We start from the raw sequence: 21,738 nt of genomic DNA, 5'->3' as shown, positions 1-21,738 counted from the left end.
TCTGCCCGGTAAGGGCGATATGCCGTGACAGAAACTGCAAGATCGCGGGGCTGGGCGCGGCGCGGGGCTGGGCGCGGGGTCAGGGGAGTGCGGCCGGACGGCGGCGCTCGGCCCGCCACCACCGGTGGACGAGCACCAGACTGGCGATCAGGCCGAGGCTGGCCGGGGCGGCGGCGTACCAGTTGACGTGGCCGGGAGAGCTGACCGCCGCGCCGATCGCCGCGTACCCGAAAGCGGTCGGCGCGGACGCGAGCACGCTGCCGGCCAGGAACGGCAGCACGCGGGCGCCGGTCGTGCCGTAGCCGTAGCTGACCAGCCCGAAGCCGGCGATCGGCACCAGCCGGACGGTGACCACACCGAGCACGCTCTGCCGGGCGAACCAGCCGTCGAGACGGGCCAGTCGACCGCGGACCCGTTCGGCTACGAACTCCCGACCGAGCAACCGACCGACAGCGAACCCGATCGCCGCGGCCAGCAGTGCGGCGCCCAGGGCGTACCCGGCACCCTCCAGCGGGCCGAAGATCGCGCCCGCGGCGAGCGTGATGAAGGTCCGGGGCACCAACGCGACCAGCAGCAGCGCGCCCCCGAGGATCGCCGCCACCGGGGCGAGGTCACCCAGCCGGTCGGCGATCAGCGGCAGCTGCGCGGGATCCGGCCGGGGCACCAGGAGCAGCAGTAACCCGCAGCCGCCGATCAGCAGCACGAGCAGGGCGAACCGGGCGGCCGACGGCTGCCGGAGCAGCCGCCGGACGGCACGGATCATGCCCGGGCGGCGGCCACCGCAGAGCGGCGCTCGTTGCGGAGCCGGTCCGACCAGGTGTCCTCCAACGGCGGAAGCTGGTGCGCCCCGGTGGCCCAGCGCAGCAGCAGGTCGGCCAGGGCCGGGTTGCGAGCCAGCGCCGGACCGTGCGAGTAGGTGCCCAGCAGCTTGCCGCGCCACGCGCCCTCGGTGGCGCCGTCGTTGCCCACCCCGGCGGTGATCCGGGCCAGCGGGGACACCTCCGGACCGAGGTGGGTGCGACCGCCGTGGTTCTCGAAACCGGTCAGCGGGGGCAGGCCCAGCCGAGGGTCGATCTCACCGGCCAGCTCGCCCACGGCCCGGCTCTCGCCCCGGTCGGACTGCAGGTCGAGCAGCTCCAACCCGCGGCACTGCACGCCCTTGGCGAAGAACGACGTGCCGAGCAGTTGGTAGCCGGCGCACACGCCGAACACGACCGAGCCCTGGGCGACCGCGCGGTGCAGGCCGCCGTCGGCGAGCAGCCGCTGGGCGCCGAGCGCCTGCGGGCCGTCCTCGCCGCCGCCGACCAGGTAGATGTCGGCGGTCGCGGGCAGCCGCTCATCGGAGCGGACCTCCAGCACCTCGACCGGCATCCCGCGTTGACGGGCCCGACGGGCGAGGATCAGGGCGTTGCCCCGGTCTCCGTACGTGGAGAGCAGGTCGGGGTAGATCCAGACGATGCGCAGACTCTCAGATGACACGGTCCAACTCCCCTCGGATGTCCTGGAACGCGGTGTAGTTCGCGATGACCTCCAGCCGCCCTGGCGGGACCGACCGGAGCGCGTCGTCGAACGTGCGGACGTGCTGGAACGGGACGTCGTTGACGTCCAGCCGAACCGCCAGGTCGTACGCCCGGTCGCCGGTGATCAGCACCTGCCGGCCGCGGAGCGGGGCGAAGTCGACGTCGTAGAGCCAGGAGGTGTCCAGACCGTCGGGGTCGCGCGCGTTGATGGAGAGCAGTGTCGGCGCTTCGTCGGCCATGTCGAACGCCTCCAGCCAACTGGCCGGGTTCTTGGCCAGCAGCAGCCGGATGTTGCGCCCGTCCTTGTCGACCTGCGCGTAGCGGCCGGCCACCGAGGTGACGATGCCGAGGCGGGACACCGCGTCGACCGGGCGGACGCCGAACTCGGCGGCCACCGCCAGCGCTGTCGCCGCGTTACCGAGGTTGACCTTGCCGGGCAACTGGAGGGAGACCTTGTGCCAGGCGCCGGTGGGGTCGAGCACGCCCTCGTCCTCGACGACCCAGTGCGGCTCCGGTCGGCGCAGCGGGCAGCCGGTGCACCACCACTGCTCACCGGAGCGCTGGATCGTGGAGCCGCACTCCGGGCAGACCCAGGAGTCGTCGTGCCAGCGCTGGCCGGCGCTGAACCACGTCACGTGCGGCGGGTTGATGCCCCGGGCGGGGTCGCCCGGCGGGGTGGCTGCCCACACCACCAGCGGGTCGTCGGCGTTGGCCACCACCCGTACGTCGGTGTGCCGGACCAGCGCCGCGCGCCAGAGCTGCGCCATCATGGCGACCTCCTTGGCGCGGTCGAGCTGGTCGCGGGAGAGGTTCAGCAGCGCGACCACGTGTGGCTCGGTCGCCTCCAGCACCTGGGCGAGGTAGTGCTCGTCGACCTCCAGCACCGCGTACGGCGTGCTGCCCGCCTTGGCCAGCGCCGAGGTGTGCCCGCTGGGCATGTTGGCGCCGAACGAGTTGGTGGCGACCCGGCCGAGCACGCCGACCGCGGCGGAGGTCAACCGGGTGGTGGTGGTCTTGCCGTTGGTGCCGGAGACGAGCGCGATCGCGCGCCCGGCCGACAGGTGGGCCAGCAGGTCCGGGTCGATCTTCAGCCCGATCCACCCGCCGATCACCGAACCGTCGCCACGGCCGGCCGCCCGGGAGAGCGCCGCGGCGGTCCGTGACACGGAGCTGGCCACCTTGGCCCGTAGGGGCATTTTCGCGTCCGTCACGCGAGCGAGGTTACCGGACCGCCGGCCTCACCAGATCGCCGCCGACGGTGAACCGTTCGGCCGTGGTGGTCGCGCGGGTGGCCGGGTCGGCGTCCCCCGGACGGAGTCGATCTATGTCGGAAAGCGGACCACGCCGAGGGGCGGTCGGCGCCCTCCACTCCGCTCCACCCCTTGTGACGTGCGGTTTTGCCTCCGAGTCAGGCGCGCCGCGCGGGTGAATTTGGTTGCAGGTGGAGGGAAGTGGAGTAGAGTGGGGACCAATGGTGAGGCCGGGAGGGCTCACCGGCCCGGGGGGTCAGCGGCGCCGCGAACGCCGCTCAAGGGCGAGGGGGTTGGGCCGATGTTTCTCGGCACCCACACTCCGCGCCTGGACGAAAAGGGCCGGTTGATCCTTCCGGCGAAGTTCCGGGATGAGCTGGCGGGGGGTGTCGTGGTCACCAAAGGGCAGGAGCGCTGCCTCTACGTCTTCCCGACTCCTGAGTTCCAGCGGATCGCGGAGCAGTTGCGCGCACAACCGATGACACACAAGGCGGCCCGGGCCTACAGCCGGGTCTTCTTTGCCAGTGCGCACGACGAGGTTCCGGACAAGCAGGGCCGGGTGACCATTCCGGCCCACCTACGGGACTACGCCGCTCTGAACCGCGAGTTGGTGGTGATCGGCGCGAGTACGCGGGTGGAGATCTGGGACAAGGTCGCCTGGGAGACCTACCTCGCCGAGAGCGAAGACGACTTCGCCGACATCGAGGAGGGGGTGCTGCCCGGCGGTCTGTAGGGCGGTCACGGCGCCCGACGTACTGCGAGATCTCCAGCCGCTTTCGAGTTCCTGGCATCACTTCCCCGGTGCCAGGCGCACGATCCAGTCATTGGGCGACGGTCCGGTGTCAGGCGGGAGCGGATGGGGATCTGGCGGTACGACGGCAGCGCCGTCCGACGACAGGCGCACGAGAAGAACGGACGTTTCAACCAGTGGGGGTCAACATGGGGGAGTTGCGCGGCACGCACGTGCCGGTGCTGCTTGAGCGGTGTCTCGAGCTGCTGGCCCCCGCGCTGGGTCGAGGCGGCCGGACGGTCTACGTCGACGCGACGCTCGGCCTGGCCGGGCACGCGGAGGCGGTGCTCGAGGCGCACCCGGAGACGGTCCTGATCGGGCTCGACCGGGACACCGAGGCGCTCGCTCACGCGCGGGTCCGACTGGCCAGGTTCGCCGATCGGGTGCATCTGGAGCACGCCGTCTACGACGAGTTGCCGGACGTGCTGGACCGGCTGGGCTATCCGGCCATCGACGGCATCCTGTTCGACCTGGGTGTCTCGTCGTTGCAGTTGGACGCGCCCGACCGCGGGTTCGCGTACGCCCAGGACGCGCCGCTGGACATGCGGATGGACCAGACCCGGGGGGTGACCGCCGAAGAGGTGGTCAACACGTACGCGCATCCGGACCTGGCGCGGGTGCTGCGGGTCTACGGCGAGGAGAAGTTCGCCGGTCGGATCGCCTCGGCGATCATCCGGCAGCGGGAGCGGGCCCGGATCACCTCGTCCGCGCTGCTGGCGGAGTTGGTTCGGGACTCCATCCCGGCACCAGCGCGACGAACGGGCGGGCACCCGGCAAAGAGAACGTTTCAGGCTTTACGGATCGAGGTAAACAGAGAGCTGGCAGCGCTGGAGACAGCGTTGCCATCCGCACTCGACGCACTGACCGTGGGCGGTCGCATGGTGGTTCTGTCCTACCACTCGCTGGAGGACAGGCTCACCAAGGCGGCCCTCACGGACCGGGTCCGCAGTAAGGGCCCGATTGACCTCCCGGTCGAGCTACCCGGGTCCGGTCCGACGTTCCGACTGCTCAGCCGGGGCGCCGAACTACCCGGAGAGGCGGAGGTCGCCGCGAATCCGCGGGCCGCCTCGGTGCGGCTGCGGGCCGCGGAGCGACTCGACCCGAACGCGACAGAGCAAGGGCGGACCGACCGCGAACGGTCCCGCCGACGGGTGAAGGGAATGCACCAACCGGGCACGGGGTCCGCCTGATCCGTGGGGGGTCAGGGCCACCGGGACGGCTAGAGGGACGGATGTTGAGGGGGAGGGACATGAGTATTGACAAGCGCGACCGCCGGGACGTCACCGGCGGCGGGCAGCGCGCACCGCGGTCGGGGGGCCGGATCGCGGCGGAGCGGGCTTCACGCGTCGGAAACGGTACGCCACGCATCGATCGAGTGAACCGGCAGGGGGAGGCTCGCGCCCGGGGGGCGCGCGAGTTCCCGACTCAGGGCACCGCCGCGCTGCGGCCGGTCGAGAAGGCCGGCAGCGCGGCCAGCGCCCGCCCGCCCCGGCTGCGGGTGGCACCGCCGCCGCCGGTGTCGGTGCCGCGTGCGCCGTTCGCGGCGCTGATCGTGGTGCTGGTGGTCGGCGGGGTGCTGGGCATCCTGGCGGTCAACACCAAGATCAATGAGAACGCGTTCCGGCTGGAGCGGCTGCAGCAGCAGCAGTCTCGACTGGACCTGGAAAAGCAGCAACTGGACAAGCAGATCGCCGACGCCGAGGCGCCGGGCAACCTGACCGCCGAGGCGCGGCGGCTGGGCCTGGTCGACGCCGGCGAGCCCGGCTACATCCGGCTGCCGGACGGCAAGACCCTTGAGGTGCCGCAGCCGGCGAACGGCCAGCCGTCGGTGACCAGCCAGGGTGCGGGAGGCTGACCGGTGTCACCAAGGTCGGACGAGCCGCGCCGGGACCCTACGGGGTCCCGGCGCGGTTCTGCACGTGATGCCGGCCCGGCCGACGGCGAGCCGCGCACCGGCGAGCCGGGCATCGGGGGCATCTCCGGCGCTCGGGCGTACACCCCGAGGGGCCGCACGGTGCGCGAGGAGCGCGGCACGCCGGCGCGCGGCCAGGGTGCCGAGCAGCGCCGGACGCCGCGCAGCACCCGGTCCGGTGACCCGTTCCGGCCGGCGTTGCAGGTGCTCGACGGCGGTCGGGCCGCCGCCCGTTCGGGCCGGCGCGACGCTCCGGCGGCCGGACGCGGTGCGGTGGTGCGCACCGTCGCGCCGCGTACCCCCCGTGGCCCCGCTGGGGACGAGCCGCCGCCGCGTCGTCGCACCACGCCACGTGCGCCGCGTCGCGCCGACCGACCGGCGGCCCGACGGCCGACCCGCAAGCCACGACGCCCACCGAAGCTGGCCGACTCGCGGCTGCGGTTGCGGCTGGGCACCGTGCTCGCCCTGACCCTGTTCGCCGTCATCGGCATCCGGCTGATCTTCCTCCAGGCAGTGGACGCGCCGGCGTACGCCGGGGGTGGCGTCATCGACCGCACCCGCACTGTCGAGCTGCCCGCGCCGCGCGGCGCGATCTACGACAGCACCGGCGCGCCGCTGGCCCGCAGCGTCGAGGCGCGGTACGTGTACGCCGACCCGACCAAGGTCGAAGATCCCGGCGGCACCGCGAAGGCGCTCTCCCCGCTGCTCGGCATCCCGGTGTCGAAGCTCATGGAGTTGATGAAGCCGCGCAAGCTGGAGAACGGCATCGCGTCCACGTTCGCCTACCTGGCGCGGGGTGTGGAGATCCCGACCGCCAAGCGGGTGCAGGCGCTGGAGCTGCCCGGTATCGGGGTGCACCGCGACGAGCGTCGCGACGTGCCCGGCGGTGACCTGGCGGCCAACCTGATCGGTTTCACCAGCCAGGACATGGACGGGCTGGAAGGGCTGGAGGCCCGCTACGACGACGTGCTCGCCGGTCAGGACGGCAAGCGGGTGTACGAGGCCGGCCTCGGTGACCTCGGAGCGCCGATCCCGGGTGGCTACAGCCAGACCACTCCCGCCAAGCCAGGCAGCTCCCTCGCCCTCACCATCGTTCGTGACCTGCAGTTCCGCACGCAGCAGATCCTCAGCGCGGGCATGGCCAAGGCGCCCGGCGGCACTGGCGCGGCGGTGGTCATGGAGATTCCCTCCGGCGCGGTGCTGGCCCAGGCCAGCAACCCCACCTACGACGCGGCGAAGCCGCTCCCGAGCGACCCGGTCGCCCGGGAGGACGCGGCGACCAGCTTCGTGGTCGACCCCGGCTCGGTGCACAAGGCGATCACCTACGGCGCGGCGCTGCAGGAGGGGGTGATCACGCCGGACACCACGTTCCCCGTCGCCAACGCCATCAAGAAGGGCGACACCTGGTTCCCCGACACCCATCCGGCCGACGGCAAACGGATGAGCGTGCCGGGCATGCTCGCCTACTCGTCGAACGTCGGCGCCATCACCGTCGCCGACCGGCTCGGCCGGGACCGTCTGATCGACTACCAGAAGCGGTTCGGGCTGGGTAAGCCCACCGGCGAGGGGATGCCGGGGGAGGCCAGCGGGCGGCTGCTGCCGGCCGACGAGTGGAGCGAGTCGTCGGCCGGGTCGGTGCCGATCGGGCACAGCGTCGACGCCACCCCGTTGCAGATGACCGCCGCGTACGCCGCCATCGCCAACAACGGCACGTACGTGCAGCCGCACCTGGTCAAGGAGGTGATCGGCCCGGACGGCAAGCGCACCCCCGCGCCGGCCCCGGTGACCCGCTCGGTGCTCAGCCCGCAGAACGCGGCGGCGCTGCGCACCATGCTGGAGGCGGTCACCACTGTCGACCGCGCCACCGGTCTGGCCGCCGCGGTCCCCGGTTACCGGGTCGCCGGCAAGACCGGCACCGGGTGGCGGCTGGTGAACGGCAAGAAGCAGCCCGGTGAGGTGTCCTCCTTCATCGGGATGGCTCCCGCCGAGAACCCCCGGTACGTGATCGCCGTCTTCGTGTACGCGCCCAACGGTGGGGGCGCGGCGGTCGCCGGGCCGGCGTTCCGGGACATGATGCAGTTCACTCTGCGTCACTACCGCGTGCCGCCTTCCGCCGACGGATCCGCGCCCAAGTTTGTGGTCTATCCGCACTGAGCAGCAATGGCGGGACATCATCGGTGAGTGCCGACGAACCACCGGGGCGGCTGTGCGGCCGGAACCGGACGACCGGGTAGGGTCTGACGCCGTGCCCGGCAATCCACGTCCACGTACCGTGACCGGAGTTCGGCTCGGTGATCTCGCCATCCGGCTCGCCGTCGACCTTCCGGCGGACGCCGCCGAGGTGGTCGTCACCGGGGTCACCCACGCCAGCCAGGAGGTTCGCCCCGGCGACCTGTACGCGGCGCTGCCCGGGGCCCGTCGGCACGGCGCGGAGTTCGCCGCCGCCGCCGCCGAGGCGGGCGCCGTGGCCCTGCTGACCGACCCGGCCGGTGCGCGGTTGGCCGCGCAGGCCGGTCTGCCCGCCCTGGTGGTGCCCGACCCGCGCGCCGTGCTCGGCGAGCTGGCCTCGGCCGTGTACGGCGACCCGACCGCCGGTCTGACCGTGATCGGGGTGACCGGCACCGCCGGCAAGACGTCCACCGCGTACCTGATCGAGTCGGGGCTGCGGGCCGCCGGGCACACCACCGGGCTGGTCGGCACGGTGGAGACCCGGCTCGGTGACCTGGTGATCGACAGTGTGCGCACCACCCCCGAGGCGCCCGACCTGCACGCCATGCTGGCCACCGCCCGCGAGCGTGGGGTCACCGCCGTGGTCATGGAGGTTTCCAGCCACGCGCTGGCCATGGGCCGGGTGGGTGGGGTGCGGTTCGCCGTCGGGGGTTACACCAACTTCGGCTCCGACCACCTGGACTTCCACGCCGACAGCGACGACTACTTCGCCGCGAAGGCGCAGCTCTTCGACGGGCGCTGCAAGGTCGAGGTGCTCAACCACGACGACCCGGCGTTGAAGCCGCTGCTCAAGCCGACCACTGTCACCTACTCGGCAAGCGGTGACCAGGGCGCGACCTGGTGGGCCGACGAGGTGGACGGCGAGGGGTACGCGCAGCGGTTCACCGCGCACGGCCCGAACGGGGTGGCCCTGTCCGCCGGTGTGGCGTTGCCCGGCCGGCACAACGTTGCCAACGCGCTGCTGGCCATCGCCGCACTGGTCGGCGCCGGGGTGGACCCGGCGACCGCGGCGGCCGGTGTGGCCGAATGTGGTGGCGTCCCGGGCCGGCTGGAGCTGGTCGACGTGGCCGCACCGGTGCGCGGGGTGGTCGACTACGCGCACAAGTCGGACGCGATCGTGGCCGCGCTGGCCGCGTTGCGCGAGTTGAGCGCCGGCCGACTCATTTGTGTGATCGGCGCCGGTGGAGACCGGGACCGGGGCAAGCGGCCGGTGATGGGCGCCGCCGCGGCGGAGGGAGCCGACGTGGTGCTGGTGACCGACGACAATCCGCGTACCGAGGATCCGGGGGAGATTCGCGCCGAGGTGCTCGCCGGGGCGTACCGGGCCGGTACGGCCGCGCGGATCATCGAGGTGGCGGGTCGCCGCGCCGCGATCGACGAGGCGGTTCGGCTGGCCGAGCCGGGCGATGTGATCGCGCTGCTCGGCAAGGGGCACGAGCGCGGCCAGGAGGTGGCGGGCGAGGTGTTTCCGTTCGACGACAGCGTCGAGTTGGCCCAGGCGCTGCGGGCCCGCTTCGGGGACCTGGCGGGCCAGCGGTGATCGCGCTGAGCCTGGCCGAGGTGGCCGCGGCGGTCGACGGGCGGCTGGTGGCCGCCGACCCGGACGTCACCGTCACCGGTTCGGTGGAGTTCGACTCCCGCAAGGTGGGCCCCGGTTCGCTCTTCGTGGCCTTCCCGGGGGAGAAGGTCGACGGGCACGACTACGCGGCGACGGCGATCCAGGCCGGCGCGGTGGCGGTGCTCGGCAGCCGCGAGGTGCCCGGGGTGCCGATGGTGCTGGTCGACGACGCCCTGACCGCGATGGGCCGACTGGCCCGCGCGGCGGTGGACCGGCTGCCCGGGCTGACCGTGATCGGCGTGACCGGTTCGTCCGGCAAGACCACCACGAAGGACCTGATCGGTCAGCTGACCGCCCGGCTCGGTGCCACCGTGGCGCCACCCGGGTCGTTCAACAACGAGCTGGGGCACCCGTACACCGCCCTGCAGGCTGACCCGGAGACCCGCTACCTGGTGATGGAGAAGGGCGCCCGCGGGATCGGGCACGTCCGTTACCTGTGCGAGCTGGTGCCACCCCGGATCTCCGTGGTGCTCAACGTCGGCACCTCGCACATCGGCGAGTTCGGCTCGCAGGACGCCATCGCGCAGGCCAAGGGCGAGCTGGTCGAGGCCCTGCCGCCGGGCGGGCTGGCCGTGCTGAACGCCGACGACCCCCGGGTGGACGCGATGGCGAGCCGCACCCAGGCGAGGGTGGTCCGCTACGGCGAGGCGCCCGCCGCCGACGTGCGCGCCGAGGACGTCACGCTCGACGAGCGGGGGCACCCGTCGTACACCCTGGTCACCCCGGAGGGGCGCGCGTCGGTGCGGCTTCGGCTGGCCGGCCGTCACCAGGTCGGGAACACGCTCGCGGCGGCGGCGGTCGCCCGGGAGCTGGGGATGCCGCTGGCCGAGCTGGCCACGGCCCTCGGCGAGTTGGGCCTGGTCTCGACCCGACGGATGGACGTCTTCGACCGTCCCGACGGGGTGACCGTGATCGACGACTCGTACAACGCCAACCCGGCCTCGATGGCGGTGGCGGTACGGGCGCTGGCCAGCATGGGTCAGGGGCGGCGTACCGTCGCGGTGCTTGGTTACATGGCCGAGCTGGGCCCGTTCGAGTACGACGGCCACGCTGAGGTTGGCCAACTCGCGGCCGAGCTGGGTGTCGACCGGCTGCTCGTGGTGGGTGAGCCGGCTGCGCCGATCCACGAGGGCGCGACAGCGGTAGCGAACTGGGGAGGAGAGTCGGTGCTGCTCACCGATCAGGCGGCGGCCGTCGAGGTGCTGCGGAGCGAGCTACGACCGGGTGATGTCGTCCTGGTCAAGGGTTCCCGGTACCGGACCTGGGAGGTGGCCGACGCTCTGCGCGCCGACACCGACGGGGAGTCCACCCGATGAGGGCGGTCATCGTCGCCATTGGGGTGGCGTTCCTCGTATCGCTCTTCTGTACCCCGATCGCGATCAAGGTGTTCACCCGGCTCAAGGCCGGTCAGCCGATCCGGTCCGACGGCCCCGCCATGCACCAGGGCAAGAAGGGCACGCCCACCATGGGCGGCGTGGTCTTCATCCTGGCCACGGTGATCGCGTACGTGGCCGGGCACCTTGCCCTGACCACCCTGCCGGATCAGCAGATCGCCCAGGTGGAGCCGACCATCACCGCGCTGGTGCTGCTGGGGCTGATGGTCTTCTCCGGCGCTGTGGGCTTCCTCGACGACTTCCTCAAGGTGCGCAAGCGCAACAGCGCCGGGCTGAACAAGCGCGGCAAGTTACTCGGGCAGATCCTGGTCGGTGCGGTCTTCGGGGTGATCGCGCTGTGGTTCCCGAGCACGATGACCAACGGTTCGGGCCTGGCGACCAACACCGAGACGGTGGGCAGCACCACGCTGAGCTTCATCCGGGACATCGACTTCCTGGAGGTCAGCAAGGTCGGCGCGGTGATCATCTTCATCTTCGTGGTGATGGCCGCGACGAACGGCGTCAACCTCACCGACGGCCTGGACGGCCTGGCCACCGGCGCGTCGGTGATGGTGCTCGCCGCGTACGCACTCATCGCGTTCTGGCAGTACCGGCACTGGTGCGCCGACCCGAACTACACCCAGCCGTACTGCTACGAGGTCCGCGACCCGTTGGAGATCGCGCTGATAGCCGGGGCGGCGGCCGGGGCCTGTGTGGGCTTCCTGTGGTGGAACACCTCGCCGGCACGGATCTTCATGGGTGACACCGGGGCGCTGGGGCTGGGCGGTCTGATCGCCGGCATGGCGATGTCCACCCGCACCATCCTGCTGCTGCCGATCATCGGCGGGCTCTTCGTGATCATCACGATGTCCGTGGTGATCCAGATCATCTCCTTCAAGACCACCGGTAAACGGGTGTTCCGGATGTCTCCACTCCAGCACCACTTCGAACTGGCCGGCTGGAGCGAGGTCAACATCGTGGTCCGCTTCTGGATCATCGCCGGTATCGGCGTGGCCATCGCCCTGGGCCTGTTCTACAGCGAGTTCCTCGCCAACATGACCTGACCCGCGAGGGCCCGCGCCCCGCGCTCCACCCCCCTCGTCCGTCGATCTTGCACTTCCGGTTGGTGTTATGTGGCCTTTTGCCCCGGATCCTGGAAACACAAAGTGCAAGATCGGCGGCGTAGGCGGGGCGGCAGGTTTGTCACCGCTGGTCGGTTTGCGACGGCGATCGCGGGGAAGTCGGTACCCGTGCGAGCACTTTTGACGAAAGTTGAGCAGGACTCCCGGCTGGACGGCGCGGGTGACCGGTTGCAGAAGGTCGTCCTGGGGACGCTGCGTCCGCGCCGGCTGCGCGACCTGCTGCACGGGGTGACCCTCGGGCATCCGCTGCACCCGGCGATGGTGCAGGTGCCGGTCGGTGCCTGGATCAGCGCCGCGGTGCTGGATCTCATGCCCGGGCAGCGCCGGCCCGCCACCGTGCTGGTCGGTCTGGGCACCGTCAGCGCGGTTCCAGCGGCGGTCGCCGGCCTGAACGACTGGGCGGCACTCGCCCGGGACCAGCGCCGGGTCGGCCTGGTGCACGCCGCCGCGAACACCGTTGGCATGGCGCTCTACGCCGGCTCGTTGGCCGCACGGCTGTCCGGCCGCCACGGGATGGGCCGCGCCCTCGGCTTCCTCGGGCTCTCCACGGTGAGCCTCGGGGCGTACATCGGGGGTCACCTGGCGTACAAGCAGGGGGCGCAGGTCAACCAGAGCGTCTCCGAGCTGCACCGGATGACCGACGGTTGGCACTCGCTGGCCGACATGGCGACGCTGCCGCAACGCACCCTGATCACCCGAGAGGTGGACGACAACATCTCGGTGATCCTCTACCGGCACGGTGACGAGGTGACGGTGATGTTGGAGCGCTGCCCGCACCAGAGCGGGCCGCTCGGCGAGGGCGAGGTGCAGGAGATCGACGGCCACGCCTGCGTGGTCTGCCCGTGGCACGGCAGCGCGTTCCGGCTCAACGGCGGCGAGGTCGTGCAGGGGCCGTCCGGCAACGACCAGCAGGTCCTGCCCACCCGGATCCAGAACGGCGTGCTCCAGACCCGCCTGCCCTGACCGAATGCTCTGGCCCGCCGTGCCTTGACCGCCGTGCCTTGACCACCGTGCCTTGAGCGCCGTGCCCTGGCCGGCGGCGCGATGCTCCGCGCAGTGACTCCACCGGGCGGGCCGGCCTGCGACACGCTGGCGCACCGGTAACACTCCGTGGCGACCCCGGAGGCATTGACGCCCGCGTCGCGCGGGTCGATCGCCTCAGCTGCGTCGGTGGCGGCCGACCGGCGGTCCGTCCGGTACGGAGTCCAGGCCGTGCTCACCGTTGAACAGTCCGCCTTCGCCGCCATCGCCGGCCCAACCATCGCCGGCCCAGCCCTCGTCACCACTCCAGCCGCCAGTTCCGGCGGTCGCCATTCCGCCGCCGGGGGGTGTCGTGCCGCCGGAGAGCGCCATCCCGCTGCCCGGGAACGCCGTGCTGCCGGGGTAGGCCATTCCGCTTCCGGCCGGTGCTACTGCGCTGCCAGCGGGCCTCACCCCACTGCCAGGAGAGGCGACCCCACTGCCGGTCGAGCCGACCCCGCCGCCAGCGGGCGTCACCCCGCCGTCGGTAGGTGCGAACCCACTGCCGGTAGGTGCGACGCCGCTGCCGGTCGGTGCGAACCCGCTGCTGGAGGGTGTTGCTCCGCCGCCGCGAGGTGCGAAGTCGGTCCCGCTCGGTGCCGCGTCGCCGTTCGATGTCGCGGGGGCCTCGATGGCCGCCGCCGCCCGGCTGGCAGCCCAGGCGGCACCGCTACCGGCCGCCCCACCACTGGTCCGCCGGCCGGCGCCGCCGCTGCTGCTCTGGCCTGCGCCGCCGCCGTTTCTCCCCGCGCCGCGTCGTGGTGCGCGGGAGGGCGCGGCCAGCCGGCGGCGCAACCCCAGGACCGCGCCGATCTGGGCGCCGACGATGCTCGCCACTGCCAGTACGGCGGAGACCGCCAGCGGTCGGTTCACCCGGTCGGCGGCACCGGCCCGGGCCGCACCGACCGTCATCGCGGGTGGCTGGCCGGCTGACTCCGTACCGCTGGGTGGTGCCGGGGCCACTCGCGGCGGCGCGGACCGCTCGGTCGTCGGCCGGGGAGCGGGCGGCTTCGACGCCGTGGGTCGGTCGACGAGCCGGCCGGTGGCGTGCTGCCGGGCCCCCTGGTCGGCGGCTTCGGTCGGCAGTCGGAGCAGTTGGCCGGGGCGGATCCGGTCCGGGTCGTCGAGCTTGTTCAGCTTGGCGAGCTGTCGGTAGTCGCCGAACTCGTCCAGGTACCGCTCGGCCACCTCCCCGAGGTAGTCGCCCCGCGCCACCCGGTACACCGGCGCGGCCTCGTCGTTCGCCGCCGAGCCACCGGGTGCGGCGAGCCCTGCCCCGGCCATACCGAGCAACCCACCCCGGGCCACCGGCGCGGCCGTGTCCGGTGTCATCGCGGCGCGGGTCGGCGCGGCCAGCGTGGTGACGGCCGGTGCGCCCGGATTCGCGTACGCCGGAGCTCCGTAGACCGCTGCGGCGCTGGCGGCGGCCGGGCTGGCGACCAGGATCAGCGCGACGGAGCCGACCAGCGCGGCGGCGGCCCTCTGCTGGCGGCCCATCCCGGGCAGCTTCGGCGCCGGCCGGCGCAGGGTCTGTGCGCCCAACTCGACGAGGACGCTGAAAGCGAACGTGGCCCAGCCGAACCAACCGGCCACGGCCAGCGCCCGCAGGAAGAGCTGACCGTCGTCCCGGCTGGTCAGCGCGGTGCCCACCGCATCGATCGTGGGGAGGTGGTCGGGCAGGGGGTTGCCGGCGAAGGCGAGCAACGCGATCGGCGCGCCGACCAGCAGCACCAGGAGCACGGCCAGCGCGCCGATGCCGGTGATGATCCGTCCGGTCCGCCGTACGACGGACCCACCCGATACGGGCATGGCTGCCTTCCTTCCTACGGTGCTGCGGTGATGGCACGCGCGGTCGCCTCGCCGGTGACGGTGACCGTCTTGTCCTGGACGAACGGTCCGAGCATCGAGCGGTGGTAGGTGATGGAGACGGTCACCCGGATCAGCGTTTCCCCGTCGACCTCAGGGAAGTTCACGGTGTGGCCGGCGGTGCCCACGGCAGCCAGGTAGTAGGCGACCGCTGCGCGCGCCTGCGGCTCGTCGATCCGTTTCGGCCCGCCCTCGATGGCGGTGGCACGGTCGATGGCCTGACCGCCGGCCCGAGCCGCCTCGGCAGCCAGGTTCTGGGCCCGCTGCAGGGTGCGGAGCTGCCCGGCACCGTCGAAGGACAGGCCGATGATGGCCAGTACGCCGACCATCGTCACCGCGAGGAAGATGCTCACCCGGCCGTGCTCACCTGCCCGCGAGGACCTGGGAGTCGACGTCGCGGCTGTCATTGCCGACTCCGGTAACGGTCGAGCGGGGAGGTGAACTGCCCGGTGATCTCCCGTTCACTCTCCATCCCGGGCAGGATGTCGAGGGTGATGTCCTTGAAGGACACCAGGCAGCTGATCGTCACCGTCACCGTGGCGTCCGTGCCGACCGTGCTGCTGAAGGCGTCGTCGAAGCTGGAAGAGTCACTGCCGGCCACCGCACCGGTGAACGTCGGGCTCAGGTCGTTGCCGCAGGCCAGGCCGTGCCAGTCCAGCTGGTTCTGGGCGGCCTCCAGCGCCTTCTTCCGGGCGGTGCCGGAGTCCCGGGAGATCGAGGCCGCCCGTGCGGCGTCGTGCGCCGCCGCGTCGAGCGCCTCCGCCGCCACCGCGTTGCGCCCGACCACACCGGCCAGCACCATCAGCGCGATGAACGCGGGCGCGAGCACCGCCACCTCGATGGAGACCGAGCCCCGCTCGGCGGCCCGGGTCATGGCAGGGTCACCCTCTCCACCGTCCCGTGGGCGGTCTGCTGTATCGCGAAGTCCACGCCCGGCACCACCGACAGGGACCGGCCACTCACCGTGCAGGTCACCTCGGTCGGGGTGGTCACGCAGGTCAGGCCGGCCTTTTCCCAGCCCACCAGCCAGCCGCCGGCGGCCTTGAGGAAGCGCGACGCGCTGTCCACCCCGGCACCGTCGTCCGCCTGATACGTCCGCTGTGCGTTGACGCCACTCTGCGCGGCGTTCAACGCGGTGGTGCGGGCGAGGAAGACGGCCGCGATCTGGATCGAGGCGAAGAGCAGCACCAGGATCAGCGGCATCATCACGGCAAGCTCCACCGGGTTGGCGCCCCGTTCACGGTCGCCGGCCGCGAGACGGCGCCGGGCAGCGGTGACCGCCCGGCGCCACCTCGGGTACGCGGCTCGACGCATCCCGGCTACTTGCCCGGGTTCGTGTGGTCCGGGATCTTGGTCATCCAGTCGTCAGCCTTGAGCAGGGCAGCGGCGGTGACGGCCATGGCGACGGCGACCAGACCGGCGATGATCACGGCGGTGGGCACCGGGCTGTCGCCGCGCTCACCGTCCCGGCGTAGCTCGGCCAGGCGTGTCGTCATCACGACGTGCAGATAGCTGAGGATGGACATCTCGTTCTCCTTCAGGGGGCGGGGTCAGACACGGGAGATGAACGGGTAGAGGACGAACCCGAGCAGCACGAAGACGAGCAGTGCGCCCGGAATGTCGAGCTTGCTGGTGATCCCCTCGGCGCGGGCGAGGTTGTCGGTGCGGATCTGGTCGCGCAGCGAGTCGGCCCGGCTGCGCAGCGTCTCGTGTACCTGCGCGCCCTCGCTGCCGGAGGAGCGCATGATCGCGCCGACGTCACCCAACTCCGGAATGCCGACCTTGTCGGCGAGGTCGCGGAGTTCGTCCCAGGGCGCGTGCATCTGCATCTGGGCGATCCGCAGCGACTCCCGGAGGCGGTCGAACACCCAACCGTCGCAGACCGCCGCCGCTCGCTCCAGCGACTGCACCGGACCGTGCGCCGCCGAGAGCTGCAACGCCACCAGGTCGAGGTAGGTGCAGACGGCCTGGCGGAACTCGTCGCGGGCGGCATCCGCCTTGGTCAGCACGGCGCGGTGCGCCATCAGGGCGCCCATCAGGGCCAGGCCGAGGCTGCCGAGCACCGGCACGACCAGCGGGAGCGAGACGCCGAGCACCCACAGCGCCACCCCGAGCACTGTCGGCGTGGCCAGCCCGATCAGCGCGGAGAGCAGCACCGACAGCGCGTACTGCTCGGGCGTCTGGCCGATCAGGGCCAGCTGCCGCTGCGGCGGACGCAGCCAACGGGACAGCCCGGTCAGCGAGTCGAGTCGCCGGGACGCGGGCGTGGCGACCCGGCCGGTGCCCGGTGGCTGATGTAGTCGGCGCAGCGCCGGCCCGAGCGCCGGTGTCGCCGGCGCCAGTTCCCGGACCATCAGGAACACACCCAAACCGATCCCGGCGCCACCGCAGACCGCGACGGCCAACTGCCAGTTCACGATCACGCTCACGCGATCACCTCGGTCGGATCGGGCGTCGGCAGGAACCGGGCCGGCCGTTGCGGCTGGCTCATCGACCGCACCCAGGCCAGCAGGCCGATGAAGGCGGCGCCGAGGAAGGCCATCACCAGCTGACCCAGCGGCGTGCCGTACGGCTTGATGTACTCGGTGTTGATCAGCCCGTACGCCAGGGTTGCCAGGGTCATCCCGGTGAGGAAGCGGACCGCGAACCGGGGCTGGGTGCGCTTGGCCTCGATCTCCCGACGGGTCGCCACCTCCGCGGACGCCGCGCCGGCGATCGAACCGAGCACGTCACCCAGCCGCTCACCCCGGTCCGACAGGTGCAGGATCAGCGCCGCGACCACCTGGTCGCAGACCGGGTCGGCGATCTCGTCGGCGAACGCCAGCAACGCGGATCGGGCCAGCCAGCCGGCCTGTAGACGGGCGGCGAGCAGCCGTACCTCGTCCTCGATGCCGGGTGGCACGCTGCCGATCGTGCCGATGATCGCCTGCTGGAGGCCCTGCCCGGTGCCGGAGACGTCCTTGAGCCGGCGGGTCCACTCGCCGACCGCCTCGATCCGGGAGATCGCCCGCTGCTCGGCCTTGCCCACCCCGAACAGCCACGGGGTGCCGGGCACCGCCACCGCCACCAGCAGGCCCACGACCGGCAACCCGGTCAGCAGGAACGACAACGCGCCGGCGACCAGCGCGGCGATCAGCAGTGCCTGGTAGGCCCGCTGCTCGGCCGGAGTTCTGCCCGGCCCGCGCCACAACCGGCTCAGCCCCGGCCCGCCGCCCGGTGGTGGCCCGGGTGGCCGACGGGTGCCGACCAGCGCGACCACGGCCAGCAGCAGCCCGGCCACACAGGCGGCCCCGGAGATCACCGCGATCATTTCCAGGCTGCCGAGCATCAGGTCACCGCCCGGCCAGTCGGGTCTGCCGGGGCCGCCGCCAGGCACCGGCACCGGCCTCGACCCATCGGGTCAGCAGCCGCGCGTCGTAACCCACCCGCAGCAACTGGTCGCGGACCCGTTCCGGCAGGTGCCGGGGGACCGCACGACCGTCCGGGCCGGGCCCGAAGACCGTGGTGGTGGTGATCCGACCGGCTTCGCCGGCCCCGATCACCTCCTCCACATGCGAGACGAACCGGTGTTTCCGCCCACCGATGGCGGTCTCGTCCTCGATGGTGACGTAGACGATCAGGTCGAGCGCGTTGCCGGCCATCCGGCGGGCCTGGTCGACTGTCATCTCGCGGCCGTGCGCCAACGCCAGCTCGACGATCCGTTCACTCACACCGGCGGCGGTACGGGCGTGGATGGTGCACATCGACCCCCGGCTGGTGGTCATCGCCTGGAGCATCGGCACGATCTCCCGGGACCGCACCTCGCCCACGATGATCCGCAGGACGCCCATCCGCAGCGACAGCGGGATCAGGTCGGCGATGGTCACCTCACCGGCCGGGCGGCCGTCGAAGCCGCGTTCGCCGTGCCCCTCCCGGGCCTCGAAGCTCATCACCGCCCGGTGCCGCTGCAGGCGGCGGGCCGGGAGCAACTCCCGGCTCTCCTCAAGCAGCACGTACGGTTCGTCGGGCGGGATCTCGTTCATCAGCGCCCGGATGACAGTGGTCTTTCCGGCGCCGGCCAGCCCGGCGACCATGATGTTCAGACCGGCGCGGATGGCCGCGCGGAGGAAGTCGCGCAGCAGCGGGTCGATCATCTCGTCCAGGTCACCTCGGGCGCCAGAGAGGTCGTCGAGGCTCACGTCCAGGGTGTTGTGTTTGCGGATGACCGCGTACGGGCGGTGGCTGACCAGGAACACCGCGGCCAGCCGGCTGCCGTCGGGCAGTTGCAGGTCCAGGGTCGGCTTCACGGTGGAGAGGGACCGCTCGGTCGCGCCCGCCCGACGGGCCGCCGCCTGGAGGATCTCCACCAGTTCGGCGTCGCTGTCGGCGATCGGCTCGGCCCAGTCCACCCCGCCGCCGTGCCGGGTGATGCGCACCTGGTCGCAGCCGAGGATGTGCACTTCCTCGATGGTGTCGTCGACCAGCAGGGTCTGTAGTCGGCCGAGCCCTACCAGCTCGGCGGTCACCTGGTCGAGCAGCAGGCGTTCCTCGCTGGCGGCCATCGGCGTGCCGGCCCGGCGCACCGAGTCCGCGTACGCGGCGACCACCGTGACGGCGAGGCGGGCCCGCTCGGTGTCCTCCTCGTCGACTGTGAACTCCCGGCCGCGCTGCCAGAGGGTAAGCCGTTCGGTGAGTTCCCGACGCAGCTCCCGGACCACCTGGAAATCCATTCGGGGCCGGGGCGGCGACTCCGGTGGCGGGGTGAGCGCGGGCATCGGCTGCGGCACGGACTGCTGGTGCCGGCCGTTCGGCACGGCCAGGGGCGGCGCGGTGGAGGTCACGCCCGGTGGCTGTTGGCGTGGGTCGGTGGAGACCGGCTCAAACCGCATCCGGCACCCCCTGCTGCACGGGCCACGCCAACCGGGCCCGTCGCCGCTCCAGGAGCGCCCCGATCGGGACCTCCAGCGCGGCCGCCGCGCGCATCAATGGCCGACCGGCCCGCACGGTGCCGCCCAGGCTGAGCACCCGGGCGGTACGCGGATCGTGTGGCAGCCGTGCGATGACCGGCAGTTTCAGGGCGCGGCTGATCTCGGCCCGTCCGTGCCCGTCGCCGACCAGCAGCAGCCGTAGGGTGCCCGGGGTCACCCGGTGTTCGGCGAAGTCCCGTTCGAGCGTGGTGACCACCGCTCGGGTGCCGGAGAGGTCCGGCAGGTGCGCCCGGGTCACCAACAGCACCACCGAGGCGGCCCGTAGCACCGGCCACGGCGGCCCGGTCACGTGTAGCCGGCCACAGTCGACGAGGACGTCGTAGCCGGGTGTGCCGCGGTCGAGGGCGTCGAAGTAGTCGGCGAAGCGCTGCCAGAGCGGGGTGACGCTGCCGCCCTGGGCCGGGTCGACGAGGCCGGGCAGCAGTAGCCGTTCCCGGCGGGGCGCGTCCAGGTCGACCAGCTGCGACCAGAACTCGGTTTCCAGGTTGCCGTCGCGTAGTTCCCCGACGGCCAGCTCTCCGATGCCGCGCGGGCCGTCCAGTTGGCCGCCGAGGTATCCGGCGAGGATCGAGCCGCCGGCCGGGTCGCATTCGGCGACCACCAGCCGCCGGTGCCAGGCCAACGCGCAGGCCAGCGCCGAGGTCGTGACGCCGGGGGAACCCTTCGCGGACACCAACGCGATGATCGCCATGCTCAGGCCGCCTCGGTCAGCACGACGGCGAGCCGTTCCTGTGCGGCGAGCGCGACCACGGCGGGCACGTCACGGGTGAGCAGTGCCAGGTACAGGACCTTGTTGTCGCTGCCCGGGCTGACCATGTCGATGACGGTGGCCGTGAACCGGGTGCCGGCGGCGGCCTTGCCCGCGTCGGCGTTGTTGTCGGGAGTGCTGACGAGCAGGACCTTGTCACCGGGGTGCAGTTCGCGGGCCGGCACCTGGGCGGTCTTCAGACCGAGCGCGATCTGCTGCTGGCCGGGGCCGAGCAGCGGTTCGTCGGTGACCTGTCCCAGGGTGAGCAGCGTGCCCGGGAGCAGCGCGACCGCGGCCCGTTTGCCGACCACCTCGTCGAGCCGTCCGGCGGGCACCGGGCGCAGCCCTTGACCGCCGGCGACCTGCACGGTGACCAGGTCCGCTGCGCTGATCTCGCGGCCCACCTCCACCGGGCGGGCCACCGCCAGGTAGCTGCCGGTGGCCCGTACCGAGGTGACCGCGAACGCCGCGCCCAGCCCGCCCAGGGCGATCAGGAGGACGGCGAGACCGAGCAGCCCGGGGCGGACCCGCCGCTGTCGGACCACAGTGGGCGGGTTGACGGGCGCGTCCACGGATCCGGTCCCGTTGCGGGTCGCGAGGCTCATCGGGTCACCACCTGGAGTTCGTTGATCTGGATCGTCACCGTGTCGCTGTTTCGGGTCTGCGGGATCACTCCGCTCTCGCCGCCGCCGCTCCAGGTCACCGTCCAGTGCGTGGTGGCGGTGACCCGGTAGGTGCCGGCCTTCTGGTAGCCCTTGTCGTAGCCGCAGTCCGGGGAGGTCTTGCCCGCCCGCTCGCCCTTCGACTGGTACTCGGTCCCGGGGCCGTCGCAGGGGACCTCTTCGCCGTTGCCCATGTCCCAGACGATCTGGCGGACCTTCGCTTCGATGTGGACCGTCAACCCCCGGTCGGACGCGTCGGCGTGTAGCGGGCCGAAGTAGCTCTTTGCCGGGGTTGCCCACATCCACACGGGCAGGCCGACCAGGCCCGGGCCGATGCCCTTGCGGGGTGCCACCTTCAGCCGCGCCGGGAGCAGTTTGATCGACGCCAGGGCGCGGTGGGCCAGCTCCTCGGGGTCCGGCGGTGCGCCGAAGCCGGCGGGCGGATCGGCCAGCTGCACCATCTCCTGGGCGCCCACGTCGCCTCCGTTGCAGGTTTCCAGATACCACTGGTGACCCTCGGCGGGCTCGACCGACCCGTCGGTCAGCTTGTAGTAGCACCCGTTGCCGTTGTTGAACCAGCCCAGTTCCTCGTCGTAGCAGGGGATGGTCCGCCCGTTCCACTGGCAGACACCGCCCCCGCC

General features: G+C 72.3%; 20 protein-coding genes and 2 pseudogenes. 8 read left to right on the top strand and 14 right to left on the bottom strand.

Annotated features, from left to right (window positions below; genetic code table 11):
- Positions 1-79: 79 nt before the first annotated feature.
- From DLJ59_RS13350 to DLJ59_RS13340, 3 genes are read right to left on the bottom strand one after another with little or no spacing between them, the layout of a single operon-like run.
- Complete coding sequence (locus tag DLJ59_RS13350; protein WP_124772835.1) at positions 80-763, bottom strand: TVP38/TMEM64 family protein; 684 nt, start codon at positions 761-763, stop codon at positions 80-82.
- On the bottom strand, positions 760-1,479 hold the full coding sequence (locus DLJ59_RS13345) for a type 1 glutamine amidotransferase (RefSeq protein WP_124772834.1): 720 nt from the start codon (positions 1,477-1,479) through the stop codon (positions 760-762). Before DLJ59_RS13345 ends, DLJ59_RS13350 begins: the two co-directional genes overlap by 4 nt.
- On the bottom strand, positions 1,469-2,716 hold the full coding sequence (locus DLJ59_RS13340; protein WP_124772844.1) for a MurT ligase domain-containing protein: 1,248 nt from the start codon (positions 2,714-2,716) through the stop codon (positions 1,469-1,471). Before DLJ59_RS13340 ends, DLJ59_RS13345 begins: the two co-directional genes overlap by 11 nt.
- Before the next feature lie 355 nt (positions 2,717-3,071).
- Between DLJ59_RS13340 and mraZ the strand changes: the two genes are divergently transcribed.
- From mraZ to DLJ59_RS13300, 8 genes and pseudogenes are all read left to right on the top strand, one after another.
- Positions 3,072-3,503 carry a division/cell wall cluster transcriptional repressor MraZ gene (gene mraZ / locus DLJ59_RS13335; protein WP_124772833.1) on the top strand — a complete coding sequence of 144 codons (432 nt, stop codon included), beginning with the start codon at positions 3,072-3,074 and terminating at the stop codon, positions 3,501-3,503.
- Positions 3,504-3,709: 206 nt separating this feature from the next.
- Positions 3,710-4,820: pseudogene (gene rsmH / locus DLJ59_RS13330) on the top strand (16S rRNA (cytosine(1402)-N(4))-methyltransferase RsmH).
- Entirely contained in the window at positions 4,810-5,415 is a 606-nt protein-coding gene (gene ftsL, locus DLJ59_RS13325) for a cell division protein FtsL (RefSeq protein ID WP_124772832.1), read from the top strand. The pseudogene rsmH and the gene ftsL overlap by 11 nt, the downstream one beginning before the upstream one ends.
- 3 nt (positions 5,416-5,418) lie before the next feature.
- Positions 5,419-7,626 carry a peptidoglycan D,D-transpeptidase FtsI family protein gene (locus DLJ59_RS13320; protein ID WP_124772831.1) on the top strand — a complete coding sequence of 736 codons (2,208 nt, stop codon included), beginning with the start codon at positions 5,419-5,421 and terminating at the stop codon, positions 7,624-7,626.
- 52 nt (positions 7,627-7,678) lie between these two features.
- Positions 7,679-9,241, top strand: coding sequence for a UDP-N-acetylmuramoyl-L-alanyl-D-glutamate--2,6-diaminopimelate ligase (locus tag DLJ59_RS13315; RefSeq protein ID WP_208648666.1), 1,563 nt, complete (start codon positions 7,679-7,681; stop codon positions 9,239-9,241).
- Positions 9,238-10,635, top strand: coding sequence for a UDP-N-acetylmuramoyl-tripeptide--D-alanyl-D-alanine ligase (locus DLJ59_RS13310; protein ID WP_124772829.1), 1,398 nt, complete (start codon positions 9,238-9,240; stop codon positions 10,633-10,635). The genes DLJ59_RS13315 and DLJ59_RS13310 overlap by 4 nt, the downstream gene beginning before the upstream one ends.
- On the top strand, positions 10,632-11,756 hold the full coding sequence (gene mraY, locus DLJ59_RS13305; protein ID WP_030334519.1) for a phospho-N-acetylmuramoyl-pentapeptide-transferase: 1,125 nt from the start codon (positions 10,632-10,634) through the stop codon (positions 11,754-11,756). The genes DLJ59_RS13310 and mraY overlap by 4 nt, the downstream gene beginning before the upstream one ends.
- A gap of 186 nt (positions 11,757-11,942) precedes the next feature.
- Complete coding sequence (locus DLJ59_RS13300) at positions 11,943-12,797, top strand: Rieske (2Fe-2S) protein (RefSeq protein WP_124772828.1); 855 nt, start codon at positions 11,943-11,945, stop codon at positions 12,795-12,797.
- Positions 12,798-13,574: 777 nt separating this feature from the next.
- Here the strand turns inward: DLJ59_RS13300 and DLJ59_RS37375 are convergent.
- From DLJ59_RS37375 to DLJ59_RS13245, 11 genes and pseudogenes are all read right to left on the bottom strand, one after another.
- Positions 13,575-14,663, bottom strand: a pseudogene (locus tag DLJ59_RS37375) (LysM peptidoglycan-binding domain-containing protein); the annotation flags it as partial.
- Between the two features lie 14 nt (positions 14,664-14,677).
- Positions 14,678-15,127, bottom strand: coding sequence for a pilus assembly protein TadG-related protein (locus DLJ59_RS13290; RefSeq protein ID WP_124772827.1), 450 nt, complete (start codon positions 15,125-15,127; stop codon positions 14,678-14,680).
- Positions 15,124-15,594, bottom strand: a complete 471-nt coding sequence (locus DLJ59_RS13285) for a TadE/TadG family type IV pilus assembly protein (RefSeq protein ID WP_124772826.1) — start codon at positions 15,592-15,594, stop codon at positions 15,124-15,126. The genes DLJ59_RS13290 and DLJ59_RS13285 overlap by 4 nt, the downstream gene beginning before the upstream one ends.
- Positions 15,591-16,034: a TadE/TadG family type IV pilus assembly protein gene (locus DLJ59_RS13280; protein ID WP_124772825.1), complete on the bottom strand. Its 444-nt coding sequence runs from the start codon at positions 16,032-16,034 to the stop codon at positions 15,591-15,593. The genes DLJ59_RS13285 and DLJ59_RS13280 overlap by 4 nt, the downstream gene beginning before the upstream one ends.
- A 5-nt stretch (positions 16,035-16,039) precedes the next feature.
- Complete coding sequence (locus DLJ59_RS13275; protein ID WP_124772824.1) at positions 16,040-16,246, bottom strand: hypothetical protein; 207 nt, start codon at positions 16,244-16,246, stop codon at positions 16,040-16,042.
- Between the two features lie 24 nt (positions 16,247-16,270).
- The gene (locus DLJ59_RS13270) at positions 16,271-17,140 is read right to left on the bottom strand and encodes a type II secretion system F family protein (RefSeq protein ID WP_124772843.1); all 870 of its coding nucleotides are present in this window, start codon (positions 17,138-17,140) and stop codon (positions 16,271-16,273) included.
- 5 nt (positions 17,141-17,145) lie between these two features.
- Positions 17,146-18,048, bottom strand: a complete 903-nt coding sequence (locus tag DLJ59_RS13265; RefSeq protein WP_124772823.1) for a type II secretion system F family protein — start codon at positions 18,046-18,048, stop codon at positions 17,146-17,148.
- 4 nt (positions 18,049-18,052) lie between these two features.
- Positions 18,053-19,588 carry a TadA family conjugal transfer-associated ATPase gene (locus DLJ59_RS13260; protein ID WP_124772822.1) on the bottom strand — a complete coding sequence of 512 codons (1,536 nt, stop codon included), beginning with the start codon at positions 19,586-19,588 and terminating at the stop codon, positions 18,053-18,055.
- Positions 19,578-20,378 (bottom strand): CpaE/TadZ family protein, encoded by an 801-nt coding sequence (locus tag DLJ59_RS13255; protein WP_124772821.1) that lies wholly within the window; start codon positions 20,376-20,378, stop codon positions 19,578-19,580. Before DLJ59_RS13255 ends, DLJ59_RS13260 begins: the two co-directional genes overlap by 11 nt.
- A gap of 2 nt (positions 20,379-20,380) precedes the next feature.
- On the bottom strand, positions 20,381-21,040 hold the full coding sequence (locus tag DLJ59_RS13250) for an SAF domain-containing protein (RefSeq protein WP_124772820.1): 660 nt from the start codon (positions 21,038-21,040) through the stop codon (positions 20,381-20,383).
- A partial coding sequence (locus DLJ59_RS13245; RefSeq protein WP_124772819.1) for a hypothetical protein occupies positions 21,037-21,738 on the bottom strand: 702 nt, incomplete at its 5' end. The genes DLJ59_RS13245 and DLJ59_RS13250, both read right to left, overlap by 4 nt.

It is taken from the genome of Micromonospora inaquosa, from assembly GCF_003857055.1.
GTDB lineage: Bacteria > Actinomycetota > Actinomycetes > Mycobacteriales > Micromonosporaceae > Micromonospora > Micromonospora inaquosa.
This window is presented reverse-complemented; position numbering and strand designations above follow the sequence as displayed.